This window comes from Embleya australiensis (assembly GCF_051903075.1).
Lineage (GTDB): Bacteria > Actinomycetota > Actinomycetes > Streptomycetales > Streptomycetaceae > Embleya.
This window is the reverse complement of record NZ_CP182422.1, coordinates 1,021,300-1,039,234: the sequence shown is the minus strand read 5'-3', so window position 1 is coordinate 1,039,234 and position 17,935 is coordinate 1,021,300. Positions and strand designations below refer to the sequence as shown.

At 73.4% G+C, this 17,935-nt stretch carries 5 protein-coding genes and 1 pseudogene; all 6 read left to right on the top strand.

Going from position 1 to position 17,935, the window contains the following annotated elements; all coding sequences use genetic code 11:
* Positions 1-303: 303 nt before the first annotated feature.
* The 6 genes and pseudogenes from ACMXN5_RS04315 (at position 304) to ACMXN5_RS04290 (ending at position 17,933) form a co-directional block, all read left to right on the top strand.
* Positions 304-615 (top strand): phosphopantetheine-binding protein, encoded by a 312-nt coding sequence (locus tag ACMXN5_RS04315; RefSeq protein ID WP_439674070.1) that lies wholly within the window; start codon positions 304-306, stop codon positions 613-615.
* Positions 612-1,859, top strand: coding sequence for a cytochrome P450 (locus ACMXN5_RS04310; RefSeq protein WP_439674069.1), 1,248 nt, complete (start codon positions 612-614; stop codon positions 1,857-1,859). The genes ACMXN5_RS04315 and ACMXN5_RS04310 overlap by 4 nt, the downstream gene beginning before the upstream one ends.
* Positions 1,856-2,593, top strand: a complete 738-nt coding sequence (locus ACMXN5_RS04305; protein ID WP_439674068.1) for a thioesterase II family protein — start codon at positions 1,856-1,858, stop codon at positions 2,591-2,593. The genes ACMXN5_RS04310 and ACMXN5_RS04305 overlap by 4 nt, the downstream gene beginning before the upstream one ends.
* Before the next feature lie 52 nt (positions 2,594-2,645).
* Complete coding sequence (locus tag ACMXN5_RS04300) at positions 2,646-5,738, top strand: type I polyketide synthase (protein ID WP_439674067.1); 3,093 nt, start codon at positions 2,646-2,648, stop codon at positions 5,736-5,738.
* A 66-nt stretch (positions 5,739-5,804) separates the two neighbouring features.
* Positions 5,805-11,342 (top strand): annotated as a pseudogene (locus ACMXN5_RS04295) (SDR family NAD(P)-dependent oxidoreductase); the annotation flags it as partial.
* Between the two features lie 9 nt (positions 11,343-11,351).
* On the top strand, positions 11,352-17,933 hold the full coding sequence (locus ACMXN5_RS04290; protein WP_439674066.1) for a type I polyketide synthase: 6,582 nt from the start codon (positions 11,352-11,354) through the stop codon (positions 17,931-17,933).
* The last annotated feature ends 2 nt before the right edge of the window (positions 17,934-17,935 follow it).

Genomic DNA, 17,935 nt, shown 5'->3' with positions numbered 1-17,935 from the left:
CGACCGGTGTCGTATTACTGTCCTGTCGGCGGGACATCGGCGTCCGTCGGTGTGCGCGGACCACCGTCCCTTGCACCGGCTTTCCCCGGCGATTTATGTTGGCGACGCGAGTTTGCCCCGACAGCCGCCCACCGTAACGCTCTTCGGTCGGCGTGCACAGGCGGTCGCTTTCACCTCGGGGTCCCCGGAGCCCTCGGCACGAACCAATCGTCGAACAGCGGGCACAACGCCTGCGGATGGCGTTGTCATGCCGGTTCGCCGGCGCATTCCCGATCCGTTCGGCGAAGGAAGGAGAGGTCGGCCATGGAATCGTTGCCGCGTATCCACGAACGAGGCGAACAGGACGAGACATCGCAGGGGCAGGCGGCGCCGACGGGCGCGTCGACCGCCCTCGTACCGGAAATCGCGGCGCTGTGGGGGGAATTCCTCGGGGGCCGCGAGGTCGGGCCGGACGACGACTTCTTCGCGATCGGCGGCAATTCGCTGATCGGGATCAAGATCATCGATCGGGTGGCCCAGGACTACGGCGTCGCCCTGTCCGTGCGCGGGTTCTACCTGGCCCAGACCCCGGCCCGGGTCGCCGAGCTGATCGAACAGGAAAGGGCGCGAACGTGAGGTTGACGCCGGGTGCCGCGCGCGAGATCGACCTCGACCGCGTCGACCTGTTCGACCTGGACCTGTACACCTCGGGCGATCCGCACCCGATCTGGGACGTGATGCGCGCCGAGGCTCCGCTGCACCACCAAGTCCTGCCGGACGGCCGCGAGTTCTGGTCGGTGACCCGCTACGACGATGTCTGCGCCGTACTCGGCGACCACCGGAGGTTCACCTCCGAGCGCGGCACGGTGGTCACCCATCTCGGGGAGGACGACGTCGCGGCGGGCAAGCTGATGACCTCCACCGACCCGCCGCGGCACACCCAGGTGCGCCGGGCGATCGGCGCGCGGCTCACCGCGCGCGCGGTGGCCTCGTGGCAGGACCGGATCCGGGAGGCGATCGTGCGCTTCCTCGAACCGGCCCTGGACGGCGCCACGTTCGACCTCGCCGAGAAGGCGCACCGGCTGCCGATGATCGTCGCGGGACCGCTGCTCGGGATCCCGGAACGGGACTGGGACGAGCTGGTACAGCTGACCGCGATGGTCACCGCGCCCTCGGACCCGCACTTCAAGCACGGCAGCGAGGCCGCGACGCTGGCCATCTCCCACCACGAACTCGTCACCTATGTCACCGAATGGGTCAAACGGCGGCGGGCCGCCGGAGGCGAGGACGGCAGCCTGCTCGACCACCTGATGACCGTGCGGCCGGGCGACGCGCCGCTGACCGACGAGGAGATCGCGCTCGACGGCTACAGCATCCTGCTCGGCGCCAACGTGACCACGCCGCACACCGTTTCGGGCACGGTGCACGCGCTGATCGAGCGGCCAGAGCAGTTCGCCAAGGTCCAGGCCGACCCCTCGCTCGTGCCGTCCCTGGTCGAGGAGGGACTGCGCTGGACCTCGGCCGCGTGCAACTTCATGCGCTACGCGGTCGACGACACCGAGATCGGCGGCGGTACGATCCCCGCCCGCGGCGCGGTCGTCGCGTGGATCGGTTCGGCCAACCGGGACGAGTCGCAGTTCACCGACCCGCACCAATTCGACGTCACCCGGCGCGAGAACCGCCACGTCGCGTTCGGGTTCGGGCCGCATTACTGCATCGGCGGCCCGCTGGCCCGGCAGACGCTGCGCATCTTCTTCGAGGAACTGCTCGGCCGCTTCGGCTCGATCGAACTCGACGGCGAGCCGCAACACCTGCGGTCGTACTTCATCGCCGGGATGACCCACCTCCCCATCGTCGCCCAGAAACGAACGACGCCATGACATCCGGCAGCGCCCCCGCCACGTCGCCGTGGTTCGTCCGGCCACCGGCCGGCGACCCCCCGGCCCGGTTGTTCTGCTTCCCCTACTCCGGCTCCGGCGCCTCCGCGTTCAGCGCCTGGCCGGCCACGGTCGACGACGTCGAGGTCTGCCCGGTGCAGTTCCCCGGCCGGGAGAGCCGGCTGGCCGAACCGCACTACGGCACCTACGAGGATCTGGCCGCCGCCCTGGTGGAACCGCTGGCGGCGCGCCTGGACCGGCCGTTCGCGTTCTTCGGGCACTGCGCGGGCGCGCTGCCCGCGTTCGAGACCGTGGTCCGGCTCGCCGAACTGGACCTGCCGGGGCCGGACTGCCTGTTCGTGTCCGGCCAGCCCGCGCCGCACGACGCCGCGAGCGATCGCATGCTCACCATGACCGAGGCCGAACTGCGCGCCGAATTGGTGTCGGTGGTGCGCGGGCGGGGCATCGAGCCGCGGCCGGACATGGTCGAGGTGGGGATGAGCGTGCTGCTCGAGGACCTCGCCGCCGCGCGCGCCTACCGCAGGGTCGAACCGGTTCGGCTGGGCTGTCCCATCGTCGTCCTGCACTGGCGCGACGACCCCGACGTGACCCCGGACCAACTGGAGGGATGGCGTCGGTACGCGGATTCGGTCGAGATCCGGGTCGTCGAGGGCGGCCACCACGACTTCATGAACGCGCCGGACGAGCTGCTGAAGCTGCTGACCGCCCGGCGGTGACGGCGGGGCGGCCCGCGAGCGCCGGCCGGCGAGGGAATCGGAAGGAATTCGTATGAGTGGCGCAGCCACCGATATTGCCGTCGTCGGGATGTCGTGCCGCTTCCCCGGGGTGCGCGGTCCGGACGAGTTCTGGCGCCTGCTGGTCGACGGCGGGTCCACCATCGGGACCTTCCCCGAGCGGCGGGCCGCCGACGTGCGGCGCTCGACCCACCCGGACGCCGCCACGGTGAACGCGGGTTCCTTCCTCGACGCCATCGACGGGTTCGACGCGGAGTTCTTCGGCACGGACGCGGCGGAGGCCACCGCGATGGACCCCGTGCAGCGGCTCGGCCTGGAACTCGCCTGGGAGGCCGTCGAGGACGCCCGGATGCCGGCGACCGCGCTGGCCGGCCGGGAGATCGACGTCGTGGTCGGCAGCGCGCCCTCCGGCTACGAGGTGCTGCGCAAGCTGTCCGGCGGCGACCGGGACGACCACTACGCCGCGCTCGGGTCCGGCGGCGCGTGGATCGCGAACCGGATCTCGACCCTGTTCGACGTGCGCGGGATGAGCCTGTGCGCGGACTCGGGCCAGTCCTCCTCCCTCGTGTCGTTGGCCCTCGCGTGCGACCGGATCCGCGCCGGCGCGGTCGACCTGGCGCTCGCGGGCGGTGTACACCTGATCGCCGACCCGGAGGCGGGCCTGGGCCTGGCGAACCTGGGCGCGTTGTCGCCCGAGGGCCGCTGCTTCCCCTTCGACGAACGCGCCGGCGGCTTCGTCCGGGGCGAGGGCGGGGCGTTCGTCCTGCTCAAGCGGCTCGACCTGGCCGTCGCCGACGGCGATCACATCTACGCGGTGGTGCGCGGCTGGGGGGTGGGCAGCGGCGGCGCTACCAGCCGGATGCCCGATCCCAGCCCGGCCGGGCAGGCGGCGGCGATCCGCACCGCGCTGGAGCGGTCGGGCGTGCCGTTCGACACCGTCGACTACGTCGAGGCGCACGGCACCGGGACCCGCGTCGGCGATCCGGCCGAGGCGGCCGGGCTGCGCGAGGTGTTCCGGACGACCGGGCGGGATCGCCCCCTGGTGATCGGCTCGGCCAAGGCCAACGTCGGGCACCTGGAGCCGGCCGCCGGCATCGTCGGTTTCGTCAAGGCCGCACTGTGCCTGGACCGTGCGCGGTTGGTGCCGCACCCGAACTTCCGGACGCCCAACCCCGCCATCCCGAACTTCCACGAGCACTTCGACGTCCCGAGCGCCGCCCGGCCCTGGCCGAGCCCGGCCGACCGGCCGCGACGGGCGGGGGTGTCGGCATTCGGACTGGGCGGGACGAACGCGCACGTGATCCTCGAACAGGCACCGGAGGAGCAGGGGCGCCCCGGGGTCGTCGACGCGGGGACGGTGCCCTGGGTGTTGTCGGCGCGCACCGAGACCGCCCTGCGGGAGCAGGCGGCACGGTTGCGGGACCGGCTGAGCGCGGACGCGACGCCGTCGGCGGCCGACGTGGGCCACTCGCTGGTCTCCACCCGAGCGTCCTTCGCCCACCGGGCGGTGGTCCTGGGCGCCGGCCGCGAGGAGGCGCTGACCGGGCTCGATCTCCTTGCGGCGGGCGGCGATTCGGCCCGTGTGCTGCGCGGGGTCGCGGCGAACCCGCCCGGCCCGATCGTGTTCGTCTTCCCCGGCCAGGGGTCGCAGTGGGCGGGTATGGGCAGGCGGTTGTACGCGGAGTCGGAGGTCTTCGCCCGCTCGATCGACGAGTGCGCGCGGGCCCTGGAACCGTGGCTGGACTGGTCGTTGCCGGACGTGGTCACGGGGACGGACCCGGCGGCGCTGTTGGCGCGCGGCGACGACGTGGTGCAGCCCGCCCTGTTCGCGATGATGGTGTCCCTGACCCGGGTCTGGCACTCGCTGGGCGTGGTCCCCGACGTGGTGGTGGGGCACTCCCAGGGGGAGATCGCCGCGGCCTGCGCGTCGGGCGCGCTCTCCCTCGACGACGCGGCGCGTGTGGTCGCGCTGCGCAGCACGGCATTGACCGAACTGGCCGGACTGGGTGGGTTGAACGCGGTGTTCGCGCCCCTGGACTGGGTCGAGGAGCGGTTGCGGGCGTGGGCCGGGCGGTTGTGCGTGGGCGCGGTCAACGGGCCGGGCTCGGTGGTGATCTCCGGCGACCTGGAGGCGCTGGCGGAGTTCGCCGCGATGGCGGCCGGCGACGGTGTCCGGGTACGCCGGGTCAGGATCGAATACGCGTCGCACTCGCACCAGGTCGAACGTATCCGGGACCGGGTGCTCGCCGCCGCGGAGGGCATCACGCCCAGGGCGTCGGCCGCGGCGTTCCACTCCACCGTCACCGGCGGCCCGCTCGACACCCGCGGGCTCGACGGCGCGTACTGGTACGACAACCTGCGCTCGAAGGTGCGATTCGGCGAGGTGATCGAAGACCTGATGCGCGTGCGCGGCGGCGTGTTCGTGGAGGTCAGCCCGCATCCGGTACTCGCGGTGGCGATGGCGGAGACCGCCGACGCGCTCGCCGCCTCGCCGGTGTTGTCGGGCACCCTGCACCGGGACGACGGGAGCATGGACCGGGTCCTGGTGGCGTCGGCCGAACTGTACGTGCGCGGCGTGCCGGTGGACTGGACGGCCTGCTTCGCCGCGGCCCGGCCGCGCCGGATCGCCCTGCCGACCTACCCGTTCCAGCGGCTGCGGTACTGGCTGACACCACCCGCGGACACCACCCCGGCGGAGGCGAACTCCCGTACCGGAGAGCTCGATTCGGAATCGGCGGTACGCAAACTCGTGTGCGCCGAGACGGCCGCGCTGCTGAGCACGCCCGACGCGCCCGTCACCGGCGCCGAACTCGCCGCGAGGTCGACCGAGACCTTCAAGACCCTGGGTTTCGAGTCCTCGATGGCGGTACGGCTGCGCAACCGGCTCACGACGGCGGCCGGTGTACGACTGCCCGCCACCGTCGCGTTCACCTACCCGACCCCACGGGCGCTCGCCCGGCACCTCTTCACGCTGCTCGGACCGTCGGCCCCCGAAGCCTTGGAAACGGCACGGGAATCGACGCCGACGTCGACCTCGGCGGCGGCCCCGACCCCGGTGCCGAAGACACCTTCGGCGAGCCGCAGCGACGACGAATTGTACGCATTGATCGACCGCGGATACGTGTAGCGCCACCCGTTCGTCCGAGTAACCGTTGGGGGAGTTCCCGTGGAGGATGTCGACAAGCTCCGGTCCTACCTGCGCCGTGCCGTCGGCGACGCGCAGGAGTTGCGCGAGCGGGTGCGCGCGTTGGAGGAGTCCGCTCGCGAGCCGGTCGCGGTGGTGGGCATGGGGTGTCGTTTCCCGGGCGGGGCGAACTCCCCCGAAGGGTTGTGGGACCTGGTCTTTGGCGGGGTCGACGCGGTGGGCGACTTCCCGACGGATCGCGGCTGGGACCTGGAGGCGCTGTACGACCCGGACCCTGCGGCGCAGGGGAGGACGTACACCCGCTCGGGCGGATTCCTCCCCGACCTCGCCGAGTTCGACGCGGCGTTCTTCGGGATCAGCCCCCGCGAGGCGCCGGCGATGGATCCGCAGCAGCGGGTGATCCTGGAGACGTCGTGGGAGGCGCTGGAGCGGGCCGGGATCGACCCGGTGGGCCTGCGCGGTTCGGCGACCGGGGTGTTCACCGGGATCTACGCGGTCGACTACGGCCCGCGGATGGGCGGCGGAGCCGCCGCCGAGGTGGAGGGCCACTCGATGACCGGGACGTACACCAGTGTGGCCTCGGGCCGGGTGGCGTACGTACTGGGTCTGGAGGGACCGGCGATCTCGATCGACACCGCGTGCTCGGCGTCGCTGGTCGCCGTGCACCAGGCCGTGCGGTCCCTGCGCGCGGGGGAGTGCACGTTGGCACTGGCCGGCGGGGTGTCGGCGCTGCCGAGCCCCGGGATGTTGGTGGAGGCCGCCCGGCAGCGCGGCCTGTCCGCCGACGGGCGCTGCAAGTCCTTCGCCGAGGCGGCCGACGGCACCGGCTGGGGCGAGGGCGCGGGCGTGCTCGTCCTGGAGCGGCTGGCGGACGCGCGGCGCAACGGCCGGCGCGTCCTGGCGGTGATCCGGGGCTCGGCGATCAACCAGGACGGGGCCTCCAACGGGCTGACCGCGCCGAACGAACTGGCGCAGCGGCGGGTCATCCGCGCCGCCGTGGCCGATGCCGGGCTCTCGCCCGCCGACGTGGACGCGGTGGAGGCGCACGGAACCGGCACCCGGTTGGGCGACCCCATCGAGGCGGAGGCGCTGCTCGCCACCTACGGACAGGGCCGCGGCGCGGCCGGCCCGCTGTGGCTGGGCTCGCTCAAGTCGAACATCGGCCACACGCAGGCCGCGGCGGGCGTCGGTGGCATGATCAAGATGATCATGGCGATGCGCCACGGGGTGTTGCCGAAGACGCTGCACGTGGACCGGCCGACCCCGCACGTCGACTGGTCGTCCGGCGCGGTGGAACTGCTGACCGAGGCCCGGGAATGGCCTGCCACGCCCGGACGGCCCAGGCGCGCCGGCGTGTCGTCCTTCGGGATCAGCGGTACGAACGCGCACGTCGTGCTCGAAGAGGCACCCGAGGAGCCCGAGGCACCCGAGGCGGCGGAGCCGGCGACCGCGCCGGTGCCGGAACCGCGTCCCGGGGCGGTGCCGTGGGTGGTGTCGGCGCGCTCGGCCGAGGCACTGCGGGAGCAGGCGCTGCGGTTGCGGGACCGCCTGGCCGCCGACCCCGACCTGCCGCTCGCGGGTGCGGGCCGTGCGCTGGTGACGACACGGTCGTTGTTCGAGCACCGCCGGGTGGTGATCGGCGCCGACCGCGACGAACTGCTCGCCCGCCTGGGCACCGACGTCGGCACGACCAGGAATCCGCCCGGCGTGGTCTCCGGCACCGTCGAACCCCTCGGCAAGACGGTGTTCGTCTTCCCCGGCCAGGGCTCGCAGTGGGTCGGCATGGGCCGGGAACTCCTCGACGCGTCCCCGGTCTTCGCCGAGCGGATGAACGAGTGTGCCCAGGCCCTCGCGCCGTGGGTGTCCTGGTCGCTGATCGACACCGTGCGCGGTGAGCCGGAGGGCGCGGACCTGGAGCGCATCGAGGTCGTGCAACCCGTGCTGTTCGCGGTGATGGTGTCGCTGGCGGGGGTGTGGCGTTCCTTCGGGGTGATTCCCGACGCGGTGATCGGGCACTCCCAGGGCGAGATCGCCGCCGCCTGCGCGGCCGGCGCGCTGACCCTCCGGGAGGCGGCCAGGATCGTGGCCCTGCGCTCCCAACTGCTGGCCACCGCCGACCAGGACGGCGGCATGGCCGGGATCGTGCTGCCCGAACGGCGGGTCCGGGAAATGCTGGAGCGGGTCGGCCCCGGCGTGGTGATCGCGGGCATCAACGGCCCCTACTCGACCACCGTCGCGGGCGAGGCCGCGGCGGTTCGGGAGGTGGTCGCGCTCTGCGAGGCCGAGGGCGCCCGCGCCCGGTGGATCCCGGCGAGCGTACCCGGGCACTCGCCCCTGGTGGACCGGTTCGAGGGGCCGCTGCGGGACCTCCTGGGCCGGGTCACCTCCGTGTCCTCGCCGGTGGCCTTCCACTCGACGGTCACGGGTGGGCCCCTCGACACGGCGGGACTGGACGGCGCCTACTGGTTCCGCAACATGCGCGAGCCGGTGCAGTTCGAGGCCGCCATGCGCAGCCTCCTCGACACCGAGCACGGCGCGTTCATCGAGATGAGCCCGCACCCGCTGCTCACGATCAACATCCGCGACATGCTCGACCACACCCCCGGCGCCGGCGGGGTGGTGGTGGGCTCGCTGCGCCGCGGCGACGGAGGCCCGGCCCGGTTGTACCGGTCGATGGCCGAGGCGTTCGTGGCGGGCGTCCCGGTGTCGTGGGAGGCGGCGTTCCCGGGCGGCGACGGGCCTGCGGTCGAGTTGCCCACGTACGCCTTCCAACGGGAGCGCTACTGGCTGGACCTGCCCGTGGAGGGCGCCTCCGCGAGCAACTCGGATCACCCCCTGCTCGACGCCGTGATCGACCTGCCCGACGACGGCGAACGCGGCGGACTGGTGGGCAGCGGGCGGTTGTCCGTGCGCCGCCGGCCGTGGCTCGCCGACCACGTGGTGCACGGCGCGGTACTGGTGCCGGGAACGGCGCTGGTCGAATTGGCGGCGTGGGCGGCGCACAAGGTGGGTTGCGACGTCGTCGACGAACTCACCCTGGAGACACCGCTGGTGTTGTCCCGCACGGCCGAGCGGGAGATCCGCGTGGTGATCGACGGCAAGCGCATGCTCGCCGTGCACTCCAGGGGCGCGGGCGAGTCCGAGTGGACACGCAACGCCGTCGGGTCCGTCGGAAGCGACACCGGAGCCGGCCGGCGCGAGCCCGACCTCGCGGCGTGGCCGCCCCCGGGCGCGGTCGAGGTGCCCGTCGAGGACGCGTACGCCGGATCGGCCGCGCTCGGGTTCGACCACGGGCCGCTGTACCGCGGCCTGAAGCGGGTCTGGCGCTGCGGTGAAGTCCTGTTCGCTGAGGTCGCGTTGCCCGCCGCCGACGGTGCGGACCCGGGCCGGTTCCGGATCCACCCGGCGCTGCTGCACGCCGCGCTGCTGCCGATCGGCCCGGGGGACGGCGACGCGGGCCGGTTGCCGCATCGCTGGACGGGTATCCGGCTGACCGCCGCCGCGCCCACCGTGCTGCGCGTACGACTGGCACCCACCGGCGAGGGCGCCCGATCCGTGGCCGTCGCGGACCGCCACGGAGCCCCCGTCGGCGGTGTCGAGTCGCTGACGCTGCGGCCCGTGGACGTCGCGGAACTGACCGAACTGGGCTTCGACCGGCGGGACTCGCTGTTCCGGGTGGACTGGGTCCCGCTCACGGCCCCGCCCGGGGAGGCCGCGGGCCGGTTCGCCGTGGCGGGGCCGCCCGGCGAGCTCACCGCGTCCCTCGGCGCGCGCGGGGCCCTGTTCGCCGACCTCGACGAACTCGCCGCCTCCGCAGGACCGATCCCACCGATCGTGGTGACCACCGTCGAGCGCACCGACGCGGGCGTCGGCAACACCCCGGCCCTGGTCGAGCGCAACCTGCACCGGGTGCTGCGGTGGACCCAACGCTGGCTCGCCGAGGACCGGTTCGCCGACTCGCGTCTGGTCATCGTGACGCGGGAGGCGCTCGCCGACGGCCCGACCGACCGCACCGACCCCGCCGCGGCCGCGATCTGGGGATTCGTACGCACCGCGCAGACCGAGAACCCGGGCCGCTTCACACTCGTGGACACGGACGACCACCCCGACTCGTGGGCGCGCGTGCCGGCGGTGGCCGCGACCGGGGAAACCCAGCTCAGGATCCGGGCGGGCGTGGCGACCACCCCGCAACTGGCCCACGTGCCGGGCATTTCCGCCGGGCACCGGGCCCGCGGCCTGGGCTCCGGGACGGTGCTGATCACGGGCGGAGTCGGCGGCCTGGGCGCGACATTGGCCCGGCACCTCGTGCGGCGGCACGGGGTGCGCCGGTTGTTGCTCGCCGGCCGGCGGGGGCCGACGGCTCCGGCCGCCGCCGCACTGCGGCGGGAGTTGATCGAGGCGGGAGCCGAGGTCGAGATCGTCGCCTGCGACGTCACGAGCCGCGAATCCGTCGCGGCGCTGATCGCCGGCGTGCCGGCGGAGCACCCGTTGACGGCGGTGATCCACTGTGCGGCCGTGCTGGCCGACGGGGTCGTCGAGACACTGACCGAGGAGCGGGTGGACACGGTCCTCGCGCCGAAGGTGCGCGGCGCCTGGTATCTGCACGAACTGACCAGGCACCTGGACCTGTCCGCGTTCGTGTTGTTCTCCTCGATCGCCGGCGTGCTCGGTACGGCGGGGCAGGCCAACTACGCGGCGGCGAACGCGTTCCTGAACGGACTGGCCGAAGCGCGTCGGGCCGAGGGGCTCGCGGCCGGTTCGTTGTGCTGGGGCTACTGGGCGCAACGCACCGAGGCGGGCGCGGACATCGGCGAGTCGGACATCGCGCGCCTGCGTCGACAGGGCGTGCGGCCGCTGGCCACGCACGAGGGACTGGCGCTGTTCGACGCGGCGATCGTGCGGGACGAGCCGGTGCTGGTGCCGGTGCGGCTGAGCCTGCCGGCGCCGGGCGCGCCGAGTGCGGGTCAGGTGTTGTCGCCGCTCCTGCGCGCGCTGGTCGGGACGCCCGCCGGTCCCGGTGGGACCAGCCCTGTCGCTGCGGAGGCCGCCGACATCCCACTCGCGCGGCGGATCGCCTCGCTTCCCCCGGCCGACGCGGAGGCGCTGCTGCTCGACGCCGTGCGTACGCAGACCGCGAGTGTGCTCGGCCTCGCCGACGCCGCGCGGGTCGGCCCCGCCTCGGCGTTCAAGGACCTCGGGGTCGACTCGCTCATGGCGCTGGAGTTGCGGAACAGGCTGACGGCGGTGACCGGGCTGAAGTTGTCCGCCACGCTCGCGTTCGACTACCCGAACCCGGCCGCTCTCGCGGGATTCCTGTACGCGGGCATCAACCCCGACTCCGTCGCCGACCCGCTGTCCCCGACCGATCGCCTGACCAGGGAAATCGAGGGATTGGGCGCCCGGCTGGAGGACGCGTTCCGCGACCTCGGCGCGGCGGACAAGGCCACCATCACCACGCTGCTCGGCGAATTGCAGGGCCGCGTACGGGCCCTGGCGGGCGACGGATCGCCGGTCGGGATCGCCGACCGGATCAGTGCGGCATCGGCCGGCGAGCTGCTTTCGCTGCTGGACAAAGAGCTCGGCTAGGGGAGAGCGATGACAAACGACAACAACGCCGATGTGCTCGACTACCTCAAGCGGACGTCGATCGAATTGCTCGACACCCGTCGGCGTCTGAACGAGCTGACGGAGGCCGCCGCCGAGCCCGTCGCCGTCGTGGGCATCGCCTGCCGTTACCCGGGCGGGGTGACCTCGCCGGAGACGTTGTGGGACCTGGTGCGGGAGGGCCGGGACGCGGTGTCGGATTTCCCCGACGACCGCCACTGGGACCTGGACCGGCTCTACGACCCGGATCCGGACCGGCCGAACACCTGCAACACGCGCGCGGGCGGATTCCTGTACGACGCGGGCGACTTCGACGCGGAGTTCTTCGGGATCAACCCGCGCGAGGCGCTGGCCGCGGACCCGCAGCACCGGTTGTTGCTGGAGTCCGCGTGGGAGTCGCTGGAACGGGCCGGCATCGACCCGCACACCCTGCGCGGCAGCGCCACCGGCGTGTTCGCGGGTCTGGCCTACTTCGGCTACGGCAACCACTTCTCCACCCCCGAGGTCATCTCCGGCTACGGGCAGACCGGTTCGCTGCTGAGCGTGGCGTCCGGGCGGGTGGCGTACGCGCTGGGCCTGGAGGGTCCGGCGATATCCACCGACACCGCGTGCTCGTCGTCCCTGGTGGCGGTGCACCAGGCGGTGCAGTCGCTGCGGCAGGGCGAGTGCGGGCTGGCCCTGGCCGGGGGCGTCACCGTGATGGGGACCACGCAGGTGTTCCGGGAGATGGCGCGCCAGCGCGGACTGGCCGTGGACGGCCGATGCAAGGCGTTCGCGGACGCCGCCGACGGCACCGGATTCGCCGAGGGCGTCGGGGTGTTGGTGCTGGAGCGGCTGTCCGACGCGCGACGCAACCGGCGGCGGATCCTGGCGGTGATCCGGGGCTCGGCGATCAACCAGGACGGCGCGTCCAACGGGCTGACCGCGCCGAACGGCCCCGCCCAACAGCGGGTGATCCGAGCCGCGTTGGCGAACGCCCGGGTGCAGGCGGGCGACGTGGACGTGATGGAGGCGCACGGGACCGGCACCACGCTGGGCGATCCGATCGAGGCACAGGCACTGCTGGCCACCTACGGCCGCGACCGCGACTCCGAGAACCCGCTGTGGCTGGGCTCGTTGAAGTCGAACATCAGCCACACGCAGGCGGCGGCGGGCGTCGGCGGCATGATCAAGATGATCATGGCGATGCGGCACGGGCTCATGCCCAGGACGCTGCACGTGGACCGGCCGTCGACACACGTGGACTGGTCGGCCGGGGCGGTGGAACTGCTCACCGAGGCGAGGCCGTGGCCGAGTACCCCCGGGCGGCCCCGGCGGGCGGCCGTGTCCGCGTTCGGGGCCAGCGGTACCAACGCGCACGTGATCCTTGAGGAGGCGCCCGAGGAGGTCGCGTCCGAGGAGGTGGTGCCGCAGAGCGCGGATCACCCCGTCGACGTGATCCCGTGGGTGGTGTCCGCACGCTCCGAGGCGGCGCTGCGGGCCCAGGCGGAGCGGCTGCGCGAGTTCGCGGACGCCGAACCGGATGCGCATGTCGTCGACATCGCCGGGTCGTTGGTGGCGAGCCGGTCGCGGTTCGAGCACCGCGCGGTGGTGCTGGGCCGGGACCGGGACGAGTTGCTGAGCGGTCTGACGGCGCTGGGCGAGGGCGCCGATTCCGCGCGATTGGTGCGCGGCGTCGTCGGCGAACTCGGCGGCACCGTCTTCATGTTCCCGGGGCAGGGCTCTCCCTGGGCCGGTGTGGCCCGGGAGTTGTACGACACCTTCCCGGTCTTCGCACAAAGCCTCGACGAGGTCTGCGCGCGCTTCGACACCCACCTGCCCTTCGCGCTGAAGGCACTGCTGCTCGCCGAGGCGCCCGAGGAGGCCCGAGCGCAGCGCACCGACGTGGCGCAGCCCGCGCTGTTCGCGCTCCAGGTCGCGCTGTACCGGCTGCTGACCGGGTTCTGCGGGGAGCCGAACCACCTGATCGGCCACTCCGTCGGCGAGATCGCCGCCGCGCACGTGTCCGGCGTCCTGGACTTGGACGGCGCGACCAGGCTCGTGGCCGCGCGCGGCCGGCTCATGCAGACGGTCACCGAGCGCGGCGCCATGCTGGCGGTACGCGCCTCGGAGGACGCCGTCGACGCGCTGCTCGACGGATACGACCACCTCGGTATCGCGGCCGTCAACGGCCCGGAATCGGTGGTGGTCTCCGGCGCCCGTGAGCAGATCGTCGACCTGCGGGATCGGCTGGTCGCCGAGGGAGGTTCGGCCAAGCTGCTCGACGTCGACCACGCGTTCCACTCGCCGCTCATGGATCCGATCCTGGACGAGTTCGCCGCGTCGATCGGCGAACTCCCGGCGGGACGCCTGGCGATCCCGATCGTCTCGACCAGGACGGGCCGCGAGAGCACGGTCGAGGAACTGACGTCCGTCGCGCACTGGGTGCGGCACGTCCGCGAACCCGTTCGTTTCTTCACCGCCGTGGAGAACGCCCGGGCGGCCGGTGCGAGCGTCTTCTACGAAATGGGCCCGGGATCGGCCCTCACGAGCATCGCCAAGGAGGCGTTCGCCGCCGTCGGCGTGACCGACGCGGTGGCCCTGTCGGCGTCGCGGCGCAACCGCGGGCCGGTGTCCACTCTGATCGGCTCGCTGGCCCAACTGCACGTCCGCGGCGGCGCGGTCGACTGGGCGGCCCTGCTCGGCGACGTGCGGCGGCCGGTGGACCTGCCGACCTACGCGTTCCAACGGCAGCGCTACTGGCTGGACTTCCGGGCCGGGACCGGCACCGCCGACGTGGCCTCCGCCGGTCTCTCGGCCGCCGAACACCCGCTGCTGGGCGCGGTGGTGGAGCACCCCGGTACCGACGAGGTGGTGTTCACCGACCGATGGTCGCTGCGCACCCACGCATGGCTGGCCGACCACGCCGTGTTCGGCGCGGTCGTGGTACCGGCGACGGCGTACCTGGATCTGGCCCTGTGGGTGGGCGACTTCGTCGGATGTACCACGATCGGGGAACTCTCCCTTGAGGTACCCCTGATCGTCCCCGACACGGGCGAGGTACGAATCCGGGTCGTGGTCGGCGCGCCGGACGAGACCGGACGCCGCGCGCTGGACGTGTACTCCGGCCCCGACGGCGACGAGGACCGCGCCGCCGGGTGGACCCGGCACGCGACGGGGAGCCTGGCACCGGGCGGCGCGCGCGCCGAGCACGCGAACGCTCCGCTCGCGTGGCCGCCGGCCGAGGCGGAACGGGTCGACATCGGCGCCCTGTACGACTCCTTCACGGACGCGGGCTTCGACTACGGGCCGGTGTTCCGCGGACTGCGCGAGGTGTGGCGGCACGGCGACGACCTGTTCGCCACCGCCACACTGCCGACGGATGCCGACGGCTCGGCCGCCGCCGGGTTCGCCCTGCATCCGGCGCTGTTCGATGCCGCGCTGCACGCGGTGGTCGCCGGCGGGGTCGTCGAGATCGGGGCCGACCAGGGCTGGATGCCGTTCTCGTGGTCCGGGGTGGAGCGGTTCGCGGAGTGCGGCCGGGCCGTGCGGATCCGGCTCTCCCCGGCCGCCGACCCGGCGGCCGGGGACCGTGCCGTGTCGGTCGCGATCGCCGACGAGCGGGGCCGCCCGGTCGCGCACGTCGGGGCGCTGACGTTCCGCCCGGCGAGCGCCGAACACCTGCGCGCGGCGCGCGGCGACCGGTCGTTGTACGAACTCGCCTGGCGCCCGGCCCGCGCGGTCGAGCCGGCCACGCCCCCCGGGCGGTGGGCCGTGCTCGGCTCGCCCGTCCGACTCGGCGAACCGGCGCACGAGGGAGTCGTGTTCCACGCGAGCCTCGACGAACTTCTCGCGGGGGAGCCGCCGCGACACATCGTGCTGTGCCCGGACGACGTCGCCGCGTCCGGGACCGACCTGTTCGCCGCCGTCGCCGACACGGACACCCGCGTCCTGGAATGCGTGCAACGGTTCCTCGCCGAGGACACGCTCGCCGAATCGACACTGGTCGTGCTCACCCGGCTGGCCGTGGACACCGGCGGCGGGGAGCGGGTGGACAGTCTGCCCGGCGCGTCCGTCTGGGGCCTGATCCGGTCCGCCCAGACCGAACACCCGGGCAGGTTCCGGCTGGTGGACGTCGAGGACGTGGCCGCCGCATGGCCCCGCATCCCCGACGCGCTCGCCCTCGACGAGGAGCAACTGGCCCTGCGCGGCGACGCCTACCTGGTGCCGCGCCTGACCGCCGCCGCCCCCGCGCCCAACCGGATCGAGCCGCCCGCGGTCGGCGCGTACCGGCTGGGCATCCCGACCAAGGGCACGTTGGAGAACCTGACCTGGATTGCCTGCCCCGAGGTGGAGGCGCCGCTGACGAGCGGTCAGGTCCGCATCGCGGTGCAGGCCGCCGGCCTCAACTTCCGCGACGTCACCATCGCCCTGGGACTGGTCGAGCGCACCGCCCTGGACGCCGGAATCGGCGGCGAGGGCGCCGGAACCGTCCTGGAGGTGGCCGACGACGTCACCGGCCTCGCCCCGGGCGACCGGGTGATGGGCATCTTCTCCGGCGCGTTCGGCCGCATCGCGGTGGCGGACCACCGCCTGCTCATGCCCATCCCCGACGGGTGGACCTACACCGAGGCGGCGTCCGTACCGGGCGCCTATCTCACCGCCTACTACGCCCTGTTCCACGTGACCAACCTCGAAAAGGGCCAACGAATCCTGATCCACGCCGCGGCCGGCGGCGTCGGAATGGCCGCCGTGCAACTGGCCAAGCACGTCGGCGCCGAGGTCTACGGCACCGCGAGCCCGGCCAAGTGGCCCACCCTGCGCGCCCTCGGGCTCGACGACGCGCACCTGGCCTCGTCGCGGAACCTGGAGTTCGCCGACACCTTCCTGGCCTCCTCCGCAGGTCGCGGCGTGGACGTCGTGCTCAACTCCCTGGCACACGACTTCGTCGACGCCTCGCTGCGCCTGCTGCCCGAGGGCGGCAGCTTCGTCGAGATGGGCAAGACCGACATCCGCGATCCGCAGCAGGTGGCGGCCGGGCAACCGGGCGTCGCATACGCGGCGTTCGACCTCTATGAGGCCGGCCCCGAGGTCATCCACGAGGTGTTCCGCGCGGTCATGGAACTGTTCGCCGACGGGCGGGTGCGGCTGAACCCGATCGCCGTACGCGACATCCGCGACGCGCGCGGGGCGTTTCGCGAGATGAGCCAGGGCCGACACATCGGCAAGATCATCTTCGACATGGGCAGCGGCTTCGGCGGCGGAACCGTCCTGGTCACCGGCGCCACCGGCGGCATCGGCTCGCTCGTGGCACGCCACCTCGTCGCCGAACACGGGGTACGCAGCCTGGTGTTGGCGAGCCGCCGGGGCCCGGCGGTCGACGGCGCCGCCGAACTCGTCGCGGACCTGGAGGCGGCCGGCGCCCTCGTCCGGGTCGCGGCCTGTGACGTCGCGGACCGGGCCGCCGTGGCGGACCTGCTCGCCGAGATGCCGCCCGGATACCCGCTGACCGCCGTCGTGCACGCGGCCGGCGTACTCGCCGACGGCACCCTCGAAGCGCAGACCCCGCAGAGCCTGGACCGCGCCCTGCGGGCCAAGGCCGGCGGCGCGATCAACCTGCACGAACTGACCCGCGAACACACCCTGTCCGCGTTCGTGCTCTTCTCCGCGCTCGCCGGCACGCTCGGCACCGGCGGCCAGGCCAACTACGCCGCCGCGAACGGCTTCCTGGACGGCCTCGCGGCCCAGCGCAGGGCGGCCGGCCGGGTCGGCACGTCCCTGTGCTGGGGCTGGTGGGAACAGCGCAGCGGGATGACCGAGAACCTGGACGAGGTCGACCTGCGGCGCATCCGCCGCCTCGGCATCGCCGAGATGCCCGGCGCCGAGGCACTGGGCCTGTTCGACGCCGCGTGCACGATCGACAAGCCGGTCCTGATCCCGGCCCGACTGGACCTCACCGCGCTGCGGAGCCGAGCCGCCGACGACCTCCCGCTGCTCCTGCGCGACCTCGTCACCGCCGGCCGCCCCGCCCGCACCCGCGCGAGCACCGCGACCGGCGCCGGCTCCCTCGGTCTGCCCGCCCGCCTGGCCGGGCTGTCCGAGAGCGAGGGAGAGGCGGCCGTGCTCGACTGGGTCCGCGACCAGGTCGCCGTCGTCCTCGGACACCCCGCCGGCACGACCGTCGACGCCGACCAGGCCTTCACCCACCTCGGCTTCGACTCGCTCACCTCGGTCGAACTGTGCAACCGCCTGGCCTCCTCGACCGGGCTGCGCCTGGCATCCACCCTCGTCTTCAGCTACCCCACCCCCCGCGAGCTGGGGCAACACGTCTTCGACCTGCTGCGCCCCGCGGAGCGCACGGGTGCGGACGGGGACGACGACGCGCGGATCCGCGAGGTGCTGCGCGGCATCCCGATCGACCGGCTGCGCGACGCGGGCCTGCTGGAGCAGATCCTGGCGTGCGCAGCCGCGCCGTCGCACCCCGACGCCGGATCACCCGGCGCGGACACCGACGCGGACACCGGCGCGGACGAACTGGCGGCGCTGGACCTGGAAGCACTCGTCGACCTGGCTCTGGCCGAGAAGGGCAAGTGACC

Bases quoted from the DNA above. Each gene is read 5' to 3' on its own strand.
- ACMXN5_RS04305 (WP_439674068.1), top strand. From the start codon at position 1,856: ATGACATCCGGCAGCGCCCCCGCCACGTCGCCGTGGTTCGTCCGGCCA.
- ACMXN5_RS04300 (WP_439674067.1), top strand. From the start codon at position 2,646: ATGAGTGGCGCAGCCACCGATATTGCCGTCGTCGGGATGTCGTGCCGC.
- ACMXN5_RS04315 (WP_439674070.1), top strand. From the start codon at position 304: ATGGAATCGTTGCCGCGTATCCACGAACGAGGCGAACAGGACGAGACA.
- ACMXN5_RS04290 (WP_439674066.1), top strand. From the start codon at position 11,352: ATGACAAACGACAACAACGCCGATGTGCTCGACTACCTCAAGCGGACG.